The 19565-nt window shown below is 65.1% G+C and carries 20 protein-coding genes; 6 read left to right on the forward strand and 14 right to left on the reverse strand.

Annotation, left to right across the window (positions count from 1 at the left end; all coding sequences use genetic code 11):
- The first annotated feature begins 238 nt into the window (after positions 1-238).
- The 5 genes from GM909_RS19475 to GM909_RS19495 are packed head-to-tail and all read left to right on the forward strand — an operon-like array spanning position 239 to position 5487.
- A complete protein-coding gene (locus GM909_RS19475; protein ID WP_157018881.1) occupies positions 239-1225 on the forward strand; it encodes a DUF58 domain-containing protein in 987 nt (328 codons plus the stop codon).
- The gene (locus GM909_RS19480) at positions 1222-1695 is read left to right on the forward strand and encodes a DUF4381 domain-containing protein (protein WP_157018882.1); all 474 of its coding nucleotides are present in this window, start codon (positions 1222-1224) and stop codon (positions 1693-1695) included. Before GM909_RS19475 ends, GM909_RS19480 begins: the two co-directional genes overlap by 4 nt.
- A complete protein-coding gene (locus GM909_RS19485; protein WP_157018883.1) occupies positions 1692-2678 on the forward strand; it encodes a VWA domain-containing protein in 987 nt (328 codons plus the stop codon). Before GM909_RS19480 ends, GM909_RS19485 begins: the two co-directional genes overlap by 4 nt.
- Positions 2675-4192, forward strand: coding sequence for a VWA domain-containing protein (locus GM909_RS19490; protein ID WP_157018884.1), 1518 nt, complete (start codon positions 2675-2677; stop codon positions 4190-4192). Before GM909_RS19485 ends, GM909_RS19490 begins: the two co-directional genes overlap by 4 nt.
- Complete coding sequence (locus GM909_RS19495) at positions 4189-5487, forward strand: BatD family protein (RefSeq protein ID WP_198174318.1); 1299 nt, start codon at positions 4189-4191, stop codon at positions 5485-5487. The genes GM909_RS19490 and GM909_RS19495 overlap by 4 nt, the downstream gene beginning before the upstream one ends.
- A gap of 46 nt (positions 5488-5533) precedes the next feature.
- Here GM909_RS19495 and GM909_RS19500 read toward each other — a convergent pair whose 3' ends face one another.
- The 3 genes from GM909_RS19500 to GM909_RS19510 all read right to left on the reverse strand — a co-directional run bounded on the left by GM909_RS19500 (position 5534) and on the right by GM909_RS19510 (position 7643).
- Complete coding sequence (locus GM909_RS19500; RefSeq protein WP_157018886.1) at positions 5534-6004, reverse strand: hypothetical protein; 471 nt, start codon at positions 6002-6004, stop codon at positions 5534-5536.
- Positions 6005-6095: 91 nt separating this feature from the next.
- The gene (locus GM909_RS19505; RefSeq protein ID WP_157018887.1) at positions 6096-6758 is read right to left on the reverse strand and encodes a hypothetical protein; all 663 of its coding nucleotides are present in this window, start codon (positions 6756-6758) and stop codon (positions 6096-6098) included.
- Positions 6759-6866: 108 nt separating this feature from the next.
- Positions 6867-7643 (reverse strand): siderophore-interacting protein, encoded by a 777-nt coding sequence (locus GM909_RS19510; protein ID WP_157018888.1) that lies wholly within the window; start codon positions 7641-7643, stop codon positions 6867-6869.
- Between the two features lie 292 nt (positions 7644-7935).
- Here GM909_RS19510 and GM909_RS19515 point away from each other — a divergent pair, with 292 nt between their 5' ends.
- Positions 7936-8988 carry a serine hydrolase domain-containing protein gene (locus GM909_RS19515; RefSeq protein ID WP_157018889.1) on the forward strand — a complete coding sequence of 351 codons (1053 nt, stop codon included), beginning with the start codon at positions 7936-7938 and terminating at the stop codon, positions 8986-8988.
- A gap of 449 nt (positions 8989-9437) precedes the next feature.
- Here the strand turns inward: GM909_RS19515 and ligM are convergent, their stop codons facing one another.
- The 11 genes from ligM to minC form a co-directional block, all read right to left on the reverse strand.
- On the reverse strand, positions 9438-10847 hold the full coding sequence (ligM, locus tag GM909_RS19520; protein ID WP_157018890.1) for a vanillate/3-O-methylgallate O-demethylase: 1410 nt from the start codon (positions 10845-10847) through the stop codon (positions 9438-9440).
- A gap of 155 nt (positions 10848-11002) precedes the next feature.
- Positions 11003-11737: a GntR family transcriptional regulator gene (locus tag GM909_RS19525; protein WP_157018891.1), complete on the reverse strand. Its 735-nt coding sequence runs from the start codon at positions 11735-11737 to the stop codon at positions 11003-11005.
- A gap of 83 nt (positions 11738-11820) precedes the next feature.
- The gene (locus GM909_RS19530; RefSeq protein ID WP_157018892.1) at positions 11821-12567 is read right to left on the reverse strand and encodes an ABC transporter ATP-binding protein; all 747 of its coding nucleotides are present in this window, start codon (positions 12565-12567) and stop codon (positions 11821-11823) included.
- Positions 12560-13321: an ABC transporter ATP-binding protein gene (locus GM909_RS19535; RefSeq protein ID WP_157018893.1), complete on the reverse strand. Its 762-nt coding sequence runs from the start codon at positions 13319-13321 to the stop codon at positions 12560-12562. The genes GM909_RS19530 and GM909_RS19535 overlap by 8 nt, the downstream gene beginning before the upstream one ends.
- A 10-nt stretch (positions 13322-13331) precedes the next feature.
- Positions 13332-14324: a branched-chain amino acid ABC transporter permease gene (locus GM909_RS19540; protein ID WP_157018894.1), complete on the reverse strand. Its 993-nt coding sequence runs from the start codon at positions 14322-14324 to the stop codon at positions 13332-13334.
- 8 nt (positions 14325-14332) lie between these two features.
- Complete coding sequence (locus tag GM909_RS19545) at positions 14333-15196, reverse strand: branched-chain amino acid ABC transporter permease (protein ID WP_157018895.1); 864 nt, start codon at positions 15194-15196, stop codon at positions 14333-14335.
- A gap of 36 nt (positions 15197-15232) precedes the next feature.
- Positions 15233-16411, reverse strand: coding sequence for an ABC transporter substrate-binding protein (locus tag GM909_RS19550; protein WP_157018896.1), 1179 nt, complete (start codon positions 16409-16411; stop codon positions 15233-15235).
- Positions 16412-16665: 254 nt separating this feature from the next.
- The gene (locus GM909_RS19555; RefSeq protein WP_157018897.1) at positions 16666-17541 is read right to left on the reverse strand and encodes an SMP-30/gluconolactonase/LRE family protein; all 876 of its coding nucleotides are present in this window, start codon (positions 17539-17541) and stop codon (positions 16666-16668) included.
- 174 nt (positions 17542-17715) lie between these two features.
- Positions 17716-17979 carry a cell division topological specificity factor MinE gene (gene minE, locus GM909_RS19560; RefSeq protein WP_157018898.1) on the reverse strand — a complete coding sequence of 88 codons (264 nt, stop codon included), beginning with the start codon at positions 17977-17979 and terminating at the stop codon, positions 17716-17718.
- Entirely contained in the window at positions 17976-18791 is an 816-nt protein-coding gene (minD, locus tag GM909_RS19565; protein WP_157018899.1) for a septum site-determining protein MinD, read from the reverse strand. The genes minE and minD overlap by 4 nt, the downstream gene beginning before the upstream one ends.
- Before the next feature lie 32 nt (positions 18792-18823).
- Positions 18824-19561 (reverse strand): septum site-determining protein MinC, encoded by a 738-nt coding sequence (gene minC, locus GM909_RS19570; RefSeq protein ID WP_157018900.1) that lies wholly within the window; start codon positions 19559-19561, stop codon positions 18824-18826.
- Between the last annotated feature and the right edge of the window lie 4 nt (positions 19562-19565).

Consider the following 19565-nt stretch of genomic DNA (forward strand, 5'->3'; position numbering starts at 1 on the left):
GGGCAGGACGATACGCTGGCTAGGCGCGCTGTGCAGGGCGATGCGGGGCATCGGTCAAACAGCGCAACGACGTCCAGCGGTTCGCCCTGTCCCACCCAAAGGGCCGGGCTCTTGCGCGCCGTGGCCGCGTTGCGCCACGCTTATGATGCGACGGCATCACGGCGCGCGGCGCGCCTTGCCACGACACGCAATAACTCCGGTCAGATCGGTCATTATCAGTGGTCCTTGGTATAAAACCATGCGGGACAGGTCAGCACGCATACGCGCAGGCATAGACAAGCCGGCGGGTGAAACGGGCGTGGAGGATGCGCGCATCCATGTCGACCTTCCGCATCTGCGCGCGCTCGAGGCGCGGGCCCGCCGCATCAGCTTCCTGCCGCGCCAGCCGGCGCGCAGCGTGCTCAACGGCCGCCATGCCTCGCGCCTGCGCGGACGCGGGCTGAATTTCGAGGAATTGCGCGGCTATCTGCCGGGCGACGACATCCGCGCGATCGACTGGAAGGTGACGGCACGCACCGGCGAGCCGCATGTGCGCATCTACACCGAGGAGCGCGACCGCCCGACGCTGATCGTCGTCGATCAGCGCATGTCGATGTTCTTCGGCTCGGTCATGAACATGAAGTCGGTCACCGCGGCCGAGTGTGCCGCGCTTGCCGCCTTCCGCATCTTCGACCAGGGCGACCGGGTGGGCGGCATCGTGTTCGGCGACACAGAACTCGCCGAGATCCGGCCGGGGCGCAGCCGCAAATCGCTGACCGCCTTTCTGACCGCGTTGAGCGACGCCAACGCACTGCTCCACGCCGACCGCCCGCCGGTCACGCCGATGCCGATGAACCGCGTCCTGCAATCGGTGGCGCGGATTGCGCCGCGCAACCATCTGATTTTGCTGTTGAGCGATTTCGACGAGATCGACGAGACGACGCATCGGCTCGTCGCCGGGCTCTCGCAGCGCAACGATCTGGTGCTCGTGCTTGTCTCCGACCCTTATGTCGACGACATGCCGGCCGGGGTGAAGGTGGTCGTGTCCGACAGTGTCCTGCAGGCTGAGATCGACACCGCCGACAGGACGGTGCATCGCCGTCTCAGGGACATGGCGCAGGGCCGGCTTGCCAAGGTGCTCGACTGGCAAAGGCAGCTTGGCGTGTCGGTCCTGCCATTGACGACGGGAGAGGACAGCGTTGCGCAGATGCGGCGGCTCATGGGCCTGCCGGGACGACGGCGATGAACGGTGAAACCCAGCCCGTCACGCTGCTTGACTTGCTCGACCGGCTGGTCAAAGCGCCGGAGCCGCCGCCCGTCTCCATGATGCCGCAGACCTGGGGCTGGGTGGCGCTGGCGCTGATCCTGCTCTTGGCCGGCACCCTGATCGCGCTTCGAATCCGCCGCCGCAACTTGGCCAATGCCTATCGTCGCTTCGCGATCCGGGAACTTGACGCGGCGCGAGACGATCCGGCCGCCATTGCCGCCATCCTCAGGCGCACGGCGCTCGCCGCCTATCCGAGGAGAGACGTCGCCGGTCTTGCCGGCGAAGACTGGCTGCGCTTCCTCGATGAACGCGTTGAAGGAACGGATTTTCTCGAGGGGCCGGGCAGGCTGGTGGCCGAAGCGCCCTATCGCTCGGCAAAGGACGATCCCGCTCTCTACCGCATCGCCAGGGGATGGATTGCGCACCACCGGCCGGAGCAGGCGTCATGATCACGCTGGCCTTTCCCTGGGCGCTGCTCCTCTTGCCGTTGCCGCTCTTATTGTGGTGGCTGTTCCCGCCGCATCGCGAGCAGGTGCCGGCGCTGCGCTTCCCCTTCTTCAGGCGGATCGTCGAGACGGCCGGTTCCGAGCCGGGGCAAGGTGCGGTGATCCTGGCGCGCACGCGCCTGCAGATGGGGGCGGCCATCGTGATCTGGCTGCTGCTGGTTCTGGCGCTGGCGCGGCCCGAACGGCTGGGCGAGCCCGTCGAAATGAACAAGTCCGCCCGCGACGTCATTCTCGCCATCGACATATCGGGCTCGATGGACGCCAAGGATTTCACCGCGCCGGACGGCACCAAGAAGCAGCGGCTTGCAGGCGTGCGCGGCGTGGTCGACGATTTCATCGCCGGGCGCGAAGGCGACCGCATGGCGCTGATCGTGTTCGGCTCCAAAGCCTATGTGCAGGCGCCGCTGACCGAAGATCTGCAGACGATCAGCGAGCTCCTCGACCAGACCGAGGTCGGGATGGCCGGGCCGCACACCGCACTTGGCGATGCCATCGGCCTTTCGATCCGCACCTTCGAGGCGAGCGACATCGAACAGCGGCTTCTGATCCTGCTTTCGGACGGAACGGATACGGCCAGCCGCATGAGCCCCGTCAACGCGGCCGAGATCGCCAATGACAGGGACATAGAGATTTACACCATCGGCGTCGGCGACCCGAACGCCTCGGGCGAGGATCGCGTTGATATCGCGACCCTGCAGGACATCGCCAAGCGCACCGGGGGACGGTACTTCTTTGCCGAGGATGAGGACGGCCTCGAGCAGGTCTACGACCGGATCGACCAGCTTGCGCCGCGCCAGACGGAAACATTGTCCTATCGCCCGCGGCAGCCATTGGCCTTCATGCTTCTGGCGGCGGCCAGCCTCATCGGCGCGATGACCATCGCGGTGCTCGCCTTTTTCAGCGCCCGGAGGGTGCGACGGGCATGACGGATCTTCGCCTGTTCATCGACGCGTTCCATTTCATCAGGCCGGCCTGGCTTGTGCTCGTGCCGGTCATCGTCGTGATCTGGTTTTTCGTGCGCCGCCGGGCGACCCGGCCCGCCATGGAGCTGGAAGGCATTGCCGCACATCTGCGCCGGGCGCTGACGGTGGGCGGCGGGAAAAGGCGGCTCGTGCTGCCGATCGACGGTGCCGCATTGGCGCTCGTGCTCGCCGCGCTGGGTGCTGCCGGGCCGACCTGGTCGCGCGTGCCGGACCCCTTTGTCGCGCAGACGGCGCCCCTCGTCATAGTGCTGAAGGTCACGTCGTCGATGGAGCAGGAGGATCTGGCTCCCTCCCGGCTGGAACGCTCCAAGCAAAAGATCCGCGACCTGCTCGAACTGCGCGCCGGCGGGCGCACGGCGCTCATCGCCTATGCCGGCACGGCGCATTCGGTGGTGCCGATGACGGAGGACCCCAATGTCGTCCAGCCCTATCTGGAGGGCCTGTCGCCCGAAGTCATGCCCGAAGACGGCGACGATGCGGCGGCGGCGCTCGAACTGGCGCAAAATGATCTTGCCAAGGAGAATGCGCCGGGCGGCATTCTGTTCGTGACCGATGCGATAGAAACGGTCGATGTCAGCGCGATCGACGCGGTCGAGGAAGCCAGCATCGCGGTGCTCGCCATGCTGCCCGGCGGCACGAATGATCGCGGCATCGACAGTCTCGGCATTTCCGTCGTCCGCGCGACCCCGGACGATGGCGATGTGCGCACGCTCGATCGCCAGTTGAACGCCGCCTATCAGCGCGCCCTCACCGAGGAAGGCACCCAGCCCTGGGACGATCGCGGCTGGATCCTCGGTTGGCCGGCGGCCCTTCTGGCGCTCCTGTGGTTCCGCCGCGGCTGGACCATGCGCTGGTCGCTGTTCCTGGCGCTCAGCATGGGGATCATGCCGCCGGCGCCGGCACAGGCCGAGGGCATCGCCGACTGGTTCTTCACACCGGACCAGCAGGGCCGCATCGCCTATCAGCGCAAGCATTTCGACCAGGCGGCGGAACTGTTCGTCGATCCGATATGGAAGGGCGAGGCGCTTTCTCGCGACGGGCAGTACAGCGAGGCGGCAAAGGTCCTTGCCCGGCTCGACACGGCCGATGCCGCCTTCCGGGAGGGGTTGGCGCATGTCAAGGGACGCGAATACCGCGAGGGGATCGCCGCATTCGAGGAGGCCCTCAAGCGCGATCCCGACTATCCGGGCGCAGCCGAAAATCTCGAGACCGCCAAGCAGATCCTCGATTACGTCGAGACTGCCCGCGAGCAGTCCGACACCGGCGAGGAATCCGGCGAAGGCGCCGACGATGTGGTATTCGACAATGAGGATGCGCGCGGTGCAGACACTCAAATTCAGGGAGCAGACGAAGAAGGAGGACTGCTGACGGCCGAGCAATGGATGAACACGGTCGATACCGATCCCGGCGATTTCCTCCGCCAGCGCTTCGCGATCGAGGCAGCGAGGGGACAATGAGAACGTTTCTCCTTCTCGTCACCGTCTTCGTCCTGTCGGCCGGCGTCGTGCGCGCGCAGGACCCCGACCAGCCTGCAGCGCAGCCGCCCGCGCAGCCGATCGTCGAGACCGAGCTCGACACGTCGGAGGTGGTGCCCGGCCAGTATGCGACGCTGCGCGTGACGGTTCTGGTGCCCACTTGGCTGCCCAAGCCGGTGGAGTTTCCGTCGATGGAGGCGCCGAACCTCAGGGTGCGTCTGCCGGAGCGTTCGACCGGGCCGACGAGCCGAACCGTCGACGGCGAGGCGTGGTCGGGCGTCAGCCGGCGCTATCTGATCTCGCCCATGGTGGCCGACACGTTCGACATTCCGGCCCAGACGATCTCCGTCACCTATGCCGTTCCCGGAAGCTCCGATCCGACGCAGGTCGATTTGCAGACGGAACCCGTCACCATTACCGGCGTCGTGCCGCAAGGCGCGGAAGATCTCGATCCCTTCATTGCTGCCGAGAGCCTGAAGCTCACCCAGGACGTGACCCAGCCCACGACCGGCCTGAAGCCGGGCCAGAGCATCAAGCGCACGGTGACGGTGCAGATGGAAGGCGCTTCACCCATCGTGCTTCCCGCGCTGATGCCTGCCCTTGAAATCGACGGGATCGCCGCCTATCCAGACCAGCCCGCGATCAGCGAAAAGGACGAGCGCGGCGTCCTTTCGGGAACGCGCACGGAGACCGAAACCCTGATGGCCGAAGGCGGCGGCAGCGGCCATGCTCCGGGCATCGAGTTGCGCTGGTTCAACCTGAAATCGGGCGCCGTCGAGACGGCCTCGGTGGACGGCTTCGACATTTCCGTGGACGGTCCGCCTGCAGTGCGAGAGGGGGACGACCGCTCGCGGCTTGTTCTTGCGGTGGCGGGGCTTGCCGCGCTTGTCGTCCTGGCCCTGTTCGCCATGGCGATCCGGCGTTACGGGCCGCGCCTGTCAGCGGCCCGGCGCAACAGTCAGGAGCGCCGCCGCGCCAGCAAGGCATGGGCGGAACGCGAGCTGCTGAAGGCGGTTAGACGGCGCGATTATCACGCGACCCTGCGCGCCCTCGATGAATGGGCCAGGCGTTCCCCTGTAACGGACCCGTCCCAGATCATTCCCGTCCAGCAGGCGCTGACGACGATCGGCAGATCAATCTATGGCCGTGGACAAGATTCCCCGGCCTCCGCCAACTGGAGCGCCGTGGCCGAGGCGGTCGGGAAGGCGACGGCAGCGCATTCCAAGTCTGCCGGTATCGGCCTTCCGCCGCTCAATCCCGAGACCGCCCGAAACTGACACCTTCAGCGGCAAAGCGTGCAGGGCACTGACCTTGACCGGCCGGTCATCGCGTTGGCGGCGGCGGGCCTGATCTGCGGCTGAGACCGCGCCGGCGCTGAGGCTGCAGCGTTCCTGGCTGAACCTGGCGATGGAGCCTGGTCTGGTGCGCCTGCGGGCGGCTTGCCTTCCGACGCGGCTGTTCTGCCCTTGGCCGATCGGCCTTTTGTCTGGAATCCGAACGGTGGACCTTTCGAGGCCGGTCCGGGCGATGGGCGCGGTGATCGCGGTCATAGCGACGGTGCCGGTCATAATGACGGTGCCGGTCGTAGTAGCGGGGTCGGTCGTAGCGGTAGCGCACGCGTGGACGGCTATCGTAGATGATTGCGCTGCCGACATAAGAACCGCTGCCGTAATAGGGGCCGTATGGCCCGTAACCGTCATAATCGTAATAGCCGGCATCAGAGACGCAGCCCGACAGGGACAGCCCGGCAAAGCCGATGACGGCAAGGATGATCAGGAATCTGAAACGCATCATCCGGTTCGCCTAACATCGAATTGTGGGCGTCTCGTGGCTGCTGCGGTGCGCGCCGAGGTGTTGGTGCGGCCATGGGGAGACAATGGCCGCTTCAGTCCAGATCGAAATCGACGAGGCGGCCCAAGCGGTCGAATTCCGCCTCTATCTCGCCGCCCGAGGCCGAGAAGCCCTCGATCTCGACCTCGCCGTCGTCCGAGATTTCGATCTTCCGCAGACCGCTGAGGTTCTGGAGCTGCGGGTGACGCGCGATGGAGTCCGGCATGACGCGCTCAAGGAATGTGGTTGGCATCACGGCGCGGCGGCCTTCCGCCTCGATCTCGCGTACATGGCCGTCGCGGTCGACCTCGATCTCGATGCGCGTTCCGTCCGCCAGACGTGTCAGAAATTCCCGCTTGCCGTAGGGCCAGTCCCGGCTGCCGACGATTTCCAGGCCGAGGCCGCGCAGGGCGGCGGGCAGCTCCGCGTCGGAGGCCGTGGCGGCACCTGTTTCCTGCTGCGAGGCGCCATCAGTCTGGATATGCTCGGCGAGCATCTGATCGCCGTTGCGCTCGCCCGTCACCGTCAGGCGTTGTCCGGCCTGCACTTGCGGCGCGCCCGGCGGCGCCGTTACCAGAAGGTCACCGCTTCCCGTCTGCAGGACAAACCGATCGCCGAAGACTTGGCTCACCTCACCCGTCACCTCGAGCGGCTGGGCGTGTGCCATGGTGGCAAAGCATAGGGCCGTTACGGACAAACAGCGTCTGATTGCATTCATCGCAGCATTCTCCTGGTCCGACTTAGGCTTCTGGTTGAAGAGAGGCAAGGATCAGTGCTGAAACGTTGCGCGTCAAGATGCGACGTGATTGCTGAAGCCGGAGAGAAATCAGCCGAAGTTCTCCTTCGAATCCGCCTTGCCCATCACCCAATAGCCGGACGCCTTCATCCAGGTGAGCGGATGGCCGCGTTCTTCGACCAGATAGGAGCGGATGGCCCGGGTCACCTTGGCTTCGGCGGCGATCCAGGCGAATGTTCCTTTTTCCAATTCGACCGTCTTGACGGCGTTCAAGAGCGCTGTCGGGTCGGCGGCTTCGGTAAGCGGGCGATGCACCCAAAGGGTCGTCAGGTCGGCCTCGGTGTCGAAGGTTTGGTGCTCCGCGGCATTCGTCACGGCGACGATGCTGGTGATGATCGTCCCCCGCGCCGCTTCCTCGATCCTGCGTCCAATGGCCGGCAAGGCGGTTTCGTCGCCGATCAGCAGCCAGCGCCTGACGTCGGAGGATACAACGGCCGAACCGCGCGGACCGCCGACGACCAGCGTGTCGCCGGGCCGCGCTTCGAGCGCCCACTGCGTTGCCGGGCCGGCGTCGTGGACAGCAAAGTCGATGACGAGCGTGCGCGCGGCATTGTCGAAGCTTCGGGGCGTGTATTCGCGCCGCTCGACGCCGTCGGGACCGTCGGGGGAGGGCGCGGCGATCTTGATGTGATCGTCCGGCGCCAGGCTGACGAAATCCGCGAGTTCTTCGCCGCTTAAGGTGATGCGCAGCATCTTGGGCGTGAGCTTTTCGATCTCGGTAACCGTCAGCGAACGCCGCTTGAGTTCATGGCGCACGCGCTCGATGCCCGGAGCGGACGTCGTGATGTCGGAGTTGGTGATATTCATCTGAGTCCTTTCAGGATCCGGTTCCGGTTCTGCTGGACACAGCCGCGCAGACCGAAACCGGCGAATACGGTTCGATCATGCGCGTTGATTGACGTTAACGCTTACGTGCAAGGGCGTTCCGCCCGTGCGGATTTCGGCTATGTAGAATGCCATCATGGCAAGCGCAAGAATGGATCCGGACCCGGCGATCAAAATTTGTTGAGTGAAACTATCATGATTTTTCCGTCACACAACCGCTCGATTGGCGGTCGAAACAGCATGCCGATGCTCAACCCGGGAACAGACAACAGTCATGTCGATCAGGATCGCGGCTTCCTTCCTTTCGTTCATGCTTCTCGTCGCCGGGCCGTTGCCCGTTGCGGCGCAGCAACCCTCATCCGAGCAGCCTGCGTCTTCGACTGCGCCTTCGCTTGCGGCCATTGTCGATAAGGCGGCGGCGTTGGATCAGCTGGAAACGCTGATCGTCGCGCGCGACGGCGAGATCCTGGTCGAAGAGGGGTTTGGCGGACATTCGACGACCACACCGACCAACATCAAGTCCGCCTCCAAGGCGATCATCGCGGCCCTTGTCGGCATCGCCATCGACAAGGGCCTGCTCGAAGGGCCGGACCAGCCGATCGCGCCTTTGCTGGCCGACAAGCTGCCGGAAGACGCCGACCCGCGGCTCGAACGCGTCACAATCGGCAACCTGTTGTCCATGCAGGCCGGGCTCGAGCGCACGTCCGGTCGCAATTACGGCCGCTGGGTGGCGAGCCGCGACTGGGTGCGCGAAGCGCTCGCGCAACCCTTCGTCGACGAGCCGGGCGGCGGCATGCTCTATTCGACCGGCAACACGCATCTGCTCTCGGCGATCCTGACGCGGCAGGGCAGACGCTCGACGCTGCAGCTCGCGCGCGAATGGCTGGAGCCCGTCGAAGGCTTTGTCATAGCCGACTGGATGCGCGACCCGCAGGGCGTCTATTTCGGCGGCAACCAGATGGCGATGAGCCCGCGCTCCATGCTTGCCTTCGGCGAGCTCTTCCGCAATGGCGGCCGTGCCGGCGGCCAGCAGGTGGTGCCCGAGGCCTGGATCGAGCAATGCTGGCAGCCGCGCACGCGTTCCGTGTTTCACGACGACCAGTATGGCTATGGATGGTTCCTGACCGAGATGGCCGGGCATGACGTCAACTATGCCTGGGGCCACGGCGGCCAGATGATCTATGTCGCGCCCGGTCTCGGCCTGACGGTGGTCATGACGTCGGCGGCGGACCGGCCGTCCGCACGCAACGGCCATCGCGATCGGCTGCACGGGCTGATGCAGGACATCGTCCGTTCCGTGAACGCCGCGGAATCGGCCGCAGACTGAACCTTTCCGCGCCGTCCGGTCAAAAAAAAGCCCACTGCCGGGAGGAGGAGGCAGTGGGCTTGGATCTCGACACGGCACGGGAGGAGGTGTGCCGTATGAGCTGTCAGCTTTCCGGGAGGAGGTGGATCGCTGACAGGGATGCTGATAGCGCGGCCCTCAGTGCTGAGACAACCATCAGTTTTGCATAGCTGATGTGCAGACCGATGGGTGATGAAATTAGATGCAAATGCCGTCTTCATTTGCGCAGATTCGGCCTTCGAAAGATCATTCCCGGTCGGGTGTCCACACGGCCTTAGAACATGTCCCGCTCAAACGGTGACGTTTGAGCGAAAAGGTACATGTTCAAGCATATTGATCTGGCGCGCATATCCTTGCGTCAAACGTTTCCGTTTGAAGCGAACGCGCGCTATTCGAGCGCCACCCTGCCTCGTGGCGCTCTATAGCTGCTGTCAGCCTGGCGCGTGCGTGCGCCAGCCTTGCGCGTAGTGCTCTCGCGCTTCGCGCGCATAAGGCGTGGGCGAAACGCGGACGCGGATTTCGGCCTGTTTGTGCCGTTCGGTCGACGTCTTGCCGCTGCCGCCGTCCGGCTCGCCCCAGACCAGCGTCAGCACGTCGCCGACATTGATGTCGGGATCGACGACGCCGAGCGACAGCATGCAGCGCTCGTTGAAGGAATAGCCGTTGAACATCGACAGGCCGACCATCCTGTCGCCCTTCGTCACCCGGTCGAAGCTGGACGAGGCGTAGTTGGGCTGCGGGAAGTCGATCCATTTGTAATTGTCCTCGCCGGGCTGGAAGGCCGATGCGATGACCTTCATCACATCCTCGGCGTTCCATTCGAAGGTCACCTTCTTGCGGTGGGGCCTGTCCTTCATCGTTTCCAGCGCCGGACGGCCGACGAAGTCGTGGTCGTACTTGACATAGATGCCGTAGCCGAGCTCGAACGGGTTTGTGTAGTAGTCGCGGATGTCGTCGGAAATGAAGCTGCCGCCGATCGAGCCGTTCGCCTCGTAGCTGTCGGCGCCCAGCCATTCGCGGTAGGGCTTCATCTTATCGCCGGTGTAGATGGCGGGCAGCGGCGAGGGGATCCATCCCGATTCCAGCGTGTTGGTCGAATAGGCGCGCGCGCCGACCTGGTACAGGTCCACGCCCGATTGCGCCGCCGCCTCCATAATGGCGGCGTGAACCTCGTCCTTCTCCGCATAGGGGCCCCAGACCTCGAGCCCGGGTGCGCCGGCCATGCCGTGGCGCAGGGCGCGCACCTTGCGCCCGGAGATGTTGATCCAGTCGACATGGAAGAACTTGATGTCGGGCACCGGCCCGCCATTGAGTTTCTCCAGCACGCGCGGCGCGTCCGGTCCCTGGATCTGGAAGCGATAGTGGACACGGCGGACTTCCTTGCCGTCGGGGCGCGACGGCGAACGCGGATCGCGCGTGACCTTGACGTCATGCTTGCCGAGCGAGGCGTTGTACTCAACCCAGTCGGCGGTGGGCGCGCGCCCGACGAGGACGAACTTGTCCGTCTCCTCGCGAAAGATGATCATGTCGCCGATGACGTAGCCTTCCGGCGAGACGGGCACGAAGTGCTTGGCGCGGTTGGTGTCGAAGTTGGCGAAGCTGTTGATCGCCAGACCTTCCAGGAAGCCTGCCGCGTCCGGGCCTTCCACGATCAGTTCATCCATGTGATGCGACTGGTCGAACAGCACGGCGGATTCGCGCCAGGCGCGTTGTTCGTCACGCCAGTTGGTGAACTCGGCTGCTACCACCGGGTATACATACATGCCGATTTTTGAGTTGCGCAGCAGTTCCACGGCGTTGCCGGATTTCTGCAAAACGGCTTCAAGGCTCGATTTTCCCATGGTCTCTCCTCCCAGAACCATCGCGGTTCATGTATACATGACTGTCGCGCAACCAGGGGCGGAACGCAAGTATGCAAATGCAGGAGAGTGCCGGCCTGCGTGTCAATTCCAACGCCACCTCGCCACTCGAAAAGACCGCGCGGCGGGCGGCCAGTTCAGCTCATCACGAGCGCCAATCCGGGAAGGCTGTCGATCAGGCTGCGGTCCTCGACCATGACATATTCGAGGTTGCGCCTGGCAATGCGCGCATGCTCGCGCGCCAGGGCTTCGGCACGTGCGCCCTCGCGTGCGGCGATCGCCGTCACCATCGCGCGGTGCTGCTCCTGGGCCGTGTTGAGGGAGCGGCGAAAGGTTTCGATTTCGGCATTGTCCGGCAGGAAGGCCGATGGCGAGGCAAAGGGCAGGCGGGTGACGCGCTCGACTTCGCGGCGGATGATGTCGCTGCCGGAAAGGCCGGCGAGTTCACGGTGAAACGCGGCGTTGAACTCTGAATAGCGCTCGAAATCGACCTCTCCGGGTTTGTCGCCGAAGCAGTCGTCGAGTGTTTCGACGATCGAGCGAATGCGCGCCATCGCGTCCGGTTTCGCGCCACGCTCGGCTGCCAGACGGGCGGCGGTTCCTTCCAGCACGCCGCGCAATTCGATGGCGTCGACGACGTCGTCGAAACCGAAGGCGCGCACGATGAAGCCGCCGTTGCGCGCCCGGTCGAGCAGCCCTTCCTCGGCCAGCCGCGACATGGCCTCGCGAATGGGCGTGCGCGATATCTCGAGCTGCTCGGCCAGCGGCACTTCGAAGAGCCGGGTGCCGCCCGGCAAATCGCCGCTCAATATCCTCTTGCGCAACTCGATAAGGGCCCGCATCGCATGGGTCTTGCCGGTATTGTCGTCCATGGAACTGGCTTCCTTCCTTCTTGCGCCCATGTATACATTGCCTCGATCCGACACGCCAAATCGGCGCGCGACACGCCCGCTTGTCAGTGCGGATGGTCCCGGCCGTTGTGGCCGTGCATGTCGTCGAGCTGCAGCGCCACATAGCGGTCGAGCGCGGCGCGGTCATCGAGAAGTTTCGCCGACGGCGCACGGTGGGCGATCTGGCCGCGCTCGATGATGATCGCCTCCTCGGTCAGGCCGAGGGCCATTTCGGCGTGCTGCTCGACCAGCACCAGCGCAATCCCCTCGTCGCGGCTCATATGGCGGATCGCGGCGGTCAGTTCCTCCACGATGATCGGCGCCAGACCTTCCAGCGGCTCGTCGAGCAAAAGCACCGACGGGTTGGTCATCAGGGTGCGGGCAATCGTCAGCATCTGCTGTTCGCCGCCCGAAAGCTGGTTGCCCATGTTGCGCCGGCGTTCCCTGAGCCGCGGAAACAGGGCATAGACGGCCGGCAGGTCCCAGCGCCCGCGCCTGGCGGCAACGGTGAGGTTTTCCTCCACCGTCAGCGAAGGAAAGACGTCGCGCTCCTGCGGCACCCAGCCGAGCCCCAGATGGGCGCGTTTGTGCGCCGGTACGTGCGAGATGTCCGCGCCGTCGAAATGGATGGAACCGCGCATGAGGCGGACGATGCCCATCACCGTCAGGAGCAGGGTCGTCTTGCCGACGCCGTTGCGGCCGAGCACGGCGAGGCTGCCGCCGGCCGGCAGCGATAGCGCAATCGCGTCGAGCACCACCGCCTCGCCATAGCCGGCCCGCACACCCTTCAGTTCGAGCAGCGTCTCAGCCATGGCGGGCGCTTCCCAGATAGACCTCGCGCACCCGTGGGTCGCTTGCCACGACCGACGGCACGTCCTCGATCAGGACTCCGCCTCCCGCCAGCACGATGATGCGCGAGGCAAAGGCGAACACGATGTCCATGTCGTGCTCGATGAACAGGACCGAAATCTCCTCGGGAAGCGCGGCGACGACGCTGAAGAGCATTGCGCTTTCGTCTTTCGGCACGCCGGCCGCCGGCTCGTCGAGCAGCAGCACCTTCGGTTTCGTGGCCAGCGCCAGCGCCATTTCGAGCAGCCTCTGCTGGCCATAGGCCAGTTCCCGCGTCGGCCGGGTCGCGACGTCGCCGAGCGCCAGTTGACCGAGGATGGCATGGCTTTCGTCGATCGCTTCACGGTGGGTCGCCAGATTGCGCCAGAACTGGGTGGCGATGCCTTCGCGCTCGCAGACCGCGAGCGTAACCGCCTCGAGCGGTGTCAGTGCGGGAAACAGCGTATTGATCTGAAAGGTGCGTGTCAGGCCGCGGCGCACCCGCGCCGCTGTGGCCATCCCGGTGATGTCGTCGCCCTTCAGCAGGACATGGCCTGCATCGGGCTTCAGGTCGCCGGCGATGAGATTGATCAACGTTGTCTTGCCGGCCCCGTTGGGGCCGATCAGCGCGTGGCGCGCGCCGCGCGGCAGATCGATCGATACGTCGCGCGTCACCTCCAGTGAGCCGAAGCGCTTGCTAAGCCCGCGTGTGCTGAGGACGGCTTCTCCACTTGCCATCACGCCACCGTCATCCCTTTGTCCGGCCGGCCAGGCGGGTGAGGCCGCCGAGGATTCCCTTCGGCATGAACAGCACGACGACCATGAGCATCAGCCCGATCCAGAAATACCAGTATTGCGGGTTCACGCCCGACAGGCGGTCGCGCACCAGAAGGAAGACGAGGGCGCCGAGGACGGCGCCGTACAGCCGGCCCGTGCCGCCGAGGATGAGCATGACGACGACATCGGCCGAGCGCTGGAAGCTGAGCGATTCCAGCGCCACCGTGTTGGTGGTCTGCGTCAGGAGCCCGCCGGCGAGGCCGGCGATCGCGGCCGAGATGGTGTAGATCGCCTGCAGATGGCGCCGGTAAGGCGAGCCGATCGCCGGCATGCGGCGCACATTTTCGCGAATGCCGCGCAGGGCCAGGCCGAAGGAGGAGTTGACGATCCGGCGCGCGGCGAGAAAACCGAGGAAGAGCACGGCGAGGGTGTACGAATAGGCCGTGTAGCCCCACAGATCGAAGCGGAACAGGCCGAAGATCGGCCAGATGTCGATGCCGCGCAGCCCGTCCGTGCCGCCGGTCAGCCAGGACATCGCATTGGCGAGTTCATAGGTCAAAAGCCCGAGCCCGAGCGTGACCATGATCAGTGCGAGATGCTGGACTCGCACGATGAGGAAGCTGACGACGAAGCCGACCGCCCCGGCCATGGCGCCGGCGATGAGCAGGCCGGATATCGGCTCGCCCCAGCCGGCCTTGGCGCTTAACAGTCCGGCGGTGTAAGCGCCGATGCCGAAGAACATCGCATGGCCCAGCGTCACGATGCCGGCATAGCCAAGGATCAGGTCGACCGAGATCGCGAACAGTGCGGCGACCGCGATCTGGCTGGCGAGCATCAGATAGGTGGGAAAGAAATAGAAGGGCAAAAGCGCGGCCAGCCAGAAGGCGACCTCCAGGGCTGACCAGCGGCTTTGCCGTCTGATCCAGGCGGCGGGGTCGATTGCGGTGGTGGTCGTGTTGCTCATCGGCCGTCTCAGCGCTTTCCGAACAGGCCGAGCGGGCGCACGAGCAGGATCGCCACCAGCATGAGATAGATGAGGAAGGAGCCGATCTCGGGAACGAAATATTTGCCCGCAACATCGCCGATGCCGAGCAATGCCGCGCCGACGAATGAGCCGGTCACCGAGCCGAGCCCGCCCACGGCGACGACGATCAGCACATAGACGAGATAGTGAAAGCCGAAGGAGGGATCGAGACCGACGATCTCCACGGCGAGCGCCCCGCCGAGACCGGCCAGGCCACTGCCGAGGGCGAAAGTGACGGCGAATATGCGGTCGACATTGATGCCGAGCCCTTGCGCCACGCGCTGGTTGTCGACCGCGGCGCGGATGCGCGCGCCGAGCCGCGTGCGTTCCAGACCGAAGACCAGGAGAGCGGTAATGGCCAGCGCCATCGCGATGAGAAAGATGCGGTAGACGCCGAAGCGCAACTCGCCGACGACCACCGATCCGCGCAGCCAGTCGGGCAGCACGATCGGCTGCTGTCCGGTCCCGAAGACATAGGTGGCAGCGGCCGCGGAAACGAAAACGAGACCGATGGTGAAGAGCACCTGGTTCAATTCGCCGGCGCGATAGAGCCGGCGAAACAGGGTGCGCTCGAACACCACGCTGACGAGTGCAGCGGCGAGGAAGGCCGTCGGCAGGGCAAGCAGGAAGGGAAAGCCAAGCTGGCGCATCGCGGTGACGGCGACGTAGCCGCCGAGCATGCCGAAGGCTCCGTGGGCCAGGTTGATAAAATTCATCAGCCCGAGCGTCACCGACAGGCCCACCGACAAGACGAACAGCAGCATCCCGAAGGCAAACCCGTCGAACAGGACGATAACGAGATTGGCGTTCACAATGCGTTCAGCGTGATGGTTCGAGATGCACCGACCTCAATTGGCCCCATGCAGCGGGTCTTTCACCTCCGGGATTTCCTGAAGAATGACGTTCTGCAGCGATCCGTCGACCTCCTCGACCTGGCGGATATAGACGGTCTGCACGATGTCGCGCGTTTCGGGATCGATCGAGATCGGCCCGCGCGGGCTTTGCCACGCCATGCCCTTGGCCGCCTCCACCAGTGCATCGCCGCTCGTGTCGCCGCCGGTCTTTTTCAGCGCCTCGTAGATCAGGTGCATGCCGTCATAGCCGCCGATCGAGAACAGGTCCGGCGCGCGGTCGCCATTGGCCTCGCGATAGGCTGCCACGAATTCGGCGTTGAGCGGGTCGTCGCGCTCCAAAGTGTAGTGATAGGTGGTGATGATGCCCTTGGCCGTGTCGCCCATGCTTTCCAGCGCCTCGGGATGGGTAAGCTCGCCCTGGGCGAAGATCTTGGTATCCGGCGGGGCGAGGCCGCGGTCGACCAGAGCCTTGCCGATCGCCGCCGGCTGTCCGCCGCCCGGCACGAAGATGTAGACCGCCTCGGGATTGCTGTCCTTGACGCGCTGGACGAAGGCGGAGAAGTCGGGATTGGCGACCGGCGTGCGGTCGGAGCCGAGAATCTTGCCGCCGGCCTCGGTGAAGCCCTTCGAGAACGAACTTTCGGCATCGTGGCCGGGTCCATAATCGGCCACCAGCGTGTAGGCCTGGGTAACGCCGCCTTCCTCGAAGGCCCATTTGCCGAACGTGTAGTTGAGCTGCGGGATGGTCACCGACGTGCGCACGGCATAGGGCGACTGCTCGGTGACGATGGAGGTGGCGGCGTTCATCACCACCATCAGCTTCTGTGCTTCCTTGGATATCTCGGCCGCGCCCAGCGCTTCGGGCGTCAGCGCGAAACCGGCCAGGATGTCGACGCCGTCGCGCACCACGAGTTCCTGTGCCAGGCGCCGGGCGACATCGGGGGAGGGGCCGCCGGTGTCCTTGCGGATGATCTCGATCGTCTTGCCGGCAACCTCGTCGCCGTTTTGCGCCATGTAGAGCTTGATGCCGGCGTCGAGCTGGTTGGCGGCATCCGCGAACGGACCGGAATAGGGAAGGATGACGCCGACCTTCACCGTTTCCTGCGCCGTGGCGGCCATCGTCCACCCGAGTCCGACTGCGAGCGCAATTGCGCCAAAGACTGTCTTGGTCATTTCTGTTCCTCCCTGCCGTTTGGTCGGCTTATCAGCGCATCTTGTGTAAGTGCGACATATGAGAAGCAGTGTATACACCGCCGCCCGAATAGCCAAGGTACTTCGCGCAAGGATGACGCCACGATCGTAGAAGTCGGAGACACCAAGGCCGGTTATACTGCGGATCGTTCGACCGTTCGTTGCGCCGAGAGCAACGCTGTATACAGGCGGGCCGATTCCGGCGTCGTCTCGCGCGGCCCGGATGACGGCAAGTTCTAATAATCAGCTTCCGGGCATTCCAGTCCAGGCACGTCGACATCAAGCGACAAGAGACCCCCGGCAAAGGGCTGGGCTTCGATTTCTTCCGCGCTCAATGCCTTGGTGGCGGTGGTGACATAGAGCGTTTTCAGGTCGTCGCCGCCGAAGGCGCAGCAGGTCGGGCATTTGACGGGAAGCGCGATCAGACGGTCGAGGCTTCCGTCGCGAACGAAACGGGCGACAGACCATCCTCGCCAGCGCGCGTTCCAGACGAATCCTTGGCAATCGACCGCACTGCCGTCCGGTTTGCCCGGCGCGGCATCGGCTTCGGCATCGGCAAATGTCCGCATCGCGCCGATCCTGCCGCTCGCCGGGTTATAGTCATAGGCGCGGATCGTGCGTTCGTTGGTGTCGCAGTAATAGAGTGTGTCGCCGGCAGGGCTCCAGGCCAGCGAATTGGAGGTCGACACGCCGTGCAGGACCTGCGAGGCCGAACCGTCCCTTTCCAGCCGGTAGAGCGCGCCGGTCTGCTCTTTCGACACGGTGTTCATGGTGCCGCAGTAAAAGCGCCCCGCCGGGTCGACGCCGCCGTCGTTGAACTTGTGGTCCGGCGGAAGCGAGGGCCGTGCCAGCCAGCGCAGGAAACGGGCCGCGTCGTCGAGTTCGGCAAAGCCGTCGGCAAAGGTGCACAGGAATCCGCCGCCACGGCGAGGAACCACACAGGTGATTTCTTCACCGTAATCGACGAACGACACCTCGCCGGTCGCGGGGTCGTAGCGATAGGAGCGCCGCCCGTCGATGTCGACCCAGCGCAGGGCGCGTTCGCGCGCGACCCAGACCGGCGCCTCGCCGAGGAGATCGCGCGTTGCAGCACAAAGCCTGATCGTGTCCATGGAACGCTTCGACCCCGAATGCGATACGTCACACGAGGACAAGATAGGGCAATCATGCGGGGAGGCGAAGGCGGCCCGTCCGGGCGCGGGCCGCTCATGGGGCAGGCGGCAATCGATTTGCCGCCTGGAAAACGCATTCTGTCGGAAAGAGAGCCGGGCGAGGGAAGCCGCCGGTCAGGCCGCGCGCGCGTCCGCCTCGAGCGGGATCTCGATATCAACCTCGAGCGTCGAGACCTTCTTGCCGCGATCCATCTTCACATTGACCTTGTCGCGGTCGATCTGCACGTGCTTGGCGATCACCGCGAGGATCTCCTCGCGCAGTTGCGCCACCAGGTCGGAGTGCCCGGTCGTGGTGCGCTCATGGGCGAGCAGCACCTGCAGCCGTTCGCGCGCCGTCGGTGCGGATGCCTGACGGCTGAAGAAGCCAAATATGCTCATGCCGCCCTCCTTCCGAAGATCTTGCCGAACAGGCCGCGCTTCTCGCCGGGAACGGTTACCGGAACGGTTTCGCCGGAGAGCCGGCGGGCGGCGTCGAAATAGGCGAGTGCGGGCGCACTGCGATCGTCGGCAAGCGTCACCGGCGAGCCGAGATTGGAAGCGCGCAGCACGTCCATGCTCTCGGGGATGATGCCGAGCAGCGGGATCGACAGGATCTCCAGCACATCATCGACCTTCAGCATGTCGCCGCGCTCGGCGCGGCCGGCGTCATAGCGGGTGAGCAGCAGATGCTTTTCCACACGATCGCCGCGCTCGGCCTTCTCGGTCTTGGCGTCGAGCAGGCCGATGATCCGGTCTGAGTCGCGCACCGAGGAAACTTCCGGATTGGTCACGACCACGGCGATGTCGGCATGGCGCATGGCCAGCGTGGCGCCGCGCTCGATGCCGGCGGGGCTGTCGCAGATGATCCAGTCGAAGGACTTGCGCAACTCGGCGATGACCTTCTCGACGCCCTCGGCGGTCAGATTGTCCTTGTCGCGGGTCTGCGAAGCGGGCAGCAGATGCAGGGTCTCCAGCCGCTTGTCGCGGATCAGCGCCTGCGGCAGCTTGGCGTCGCCCTGGATGACGTTGACAAGATCGTAGACGACCCTGCGTTCGGCGCCCATGACGAGGTCGAGATTGCGCAGGCCGACGTCGAAATCGACGACGACGGTTTTCTCGCCCTTCTGCGCCAGGGCGGCGCCGAGCGCGGCAGTGGACGTGGTCTTGCCGACGCCGCCCTTGCCAGATGTTACCACGACTACTTTCGCCATCTTGCTCTCCTGTCTAGTGGCCGCCCGCCGGCTCAATTGAGTGTTTCCGCCTTGATTGCGTCGCCTTCCAGCCAGAGCTGCACGGCCTGCCCGCGAAGTTGCGGCGCCAGGTCCTCGGCGGTCTTGTAGAGGCCGTCGATCGCGAGCAGTTCGGCTTCGAGCTTACGACAGAAGATGCGCGCCGAGCTGTTGCCGACGGAGCCCGCCAGGGCCCGGCCGCGCAGTGTTCCGTAGACGTGGATCGAGCCGCCGGCGACGATTTCCGCCCCCGATGCGACCGAGCCGACGACGGTCACGTCACCCTCGGGAAAGATCACCGACTGGCCCGAGCGAACGGGCTCCTTGATGATGATCGAGGCCGTAACGTTGGGAGAGGGCGGATCGGCGGGAGCGGGGGACGGGGCGGGCCGTTGGGCCTCGCTGGCAGGCGCTTCTTCCGCGGCATCGATATCGGAAGCGGGCCGGCCGCCCTGCATGGCCGGCGGCATGTCGGCGCCAAGCAGCGACGAGCGCGCGCCCTCTACGCCCATGATGCGCACATTGCGGCCGGCGAGTTCGTCGATCAATTCCTTCAACTGCGCGCGGTCGATGCGCAATCCGTCGATGTCGAGCACGACCGGGCGACGCAGGAAAAAGCCCGCCGATCGGGCGGCAAGATCGTCGAGGCGAGCCAGCCAATCGGCAAAAGGCGGTTCCGGCGTCAGGACCAGCGCCATGAAGGAGCGGCCCTTGAGTCGAATGGGGCGGGTGTCGGTTAGGTCTTTGGTCATCTTC

The sequence above is a fragment of the Mesorhizobium xinjiangense genome (genome assembly GCF_009749525.1).
Taxonomy (GTDB): Bacteria; Pseudomonadota; Alphaproteobacteria; order Rhizobiales; family Rhizobiaceae; genus Mangrovimarina; species Mangrovimarina xinjiangensis.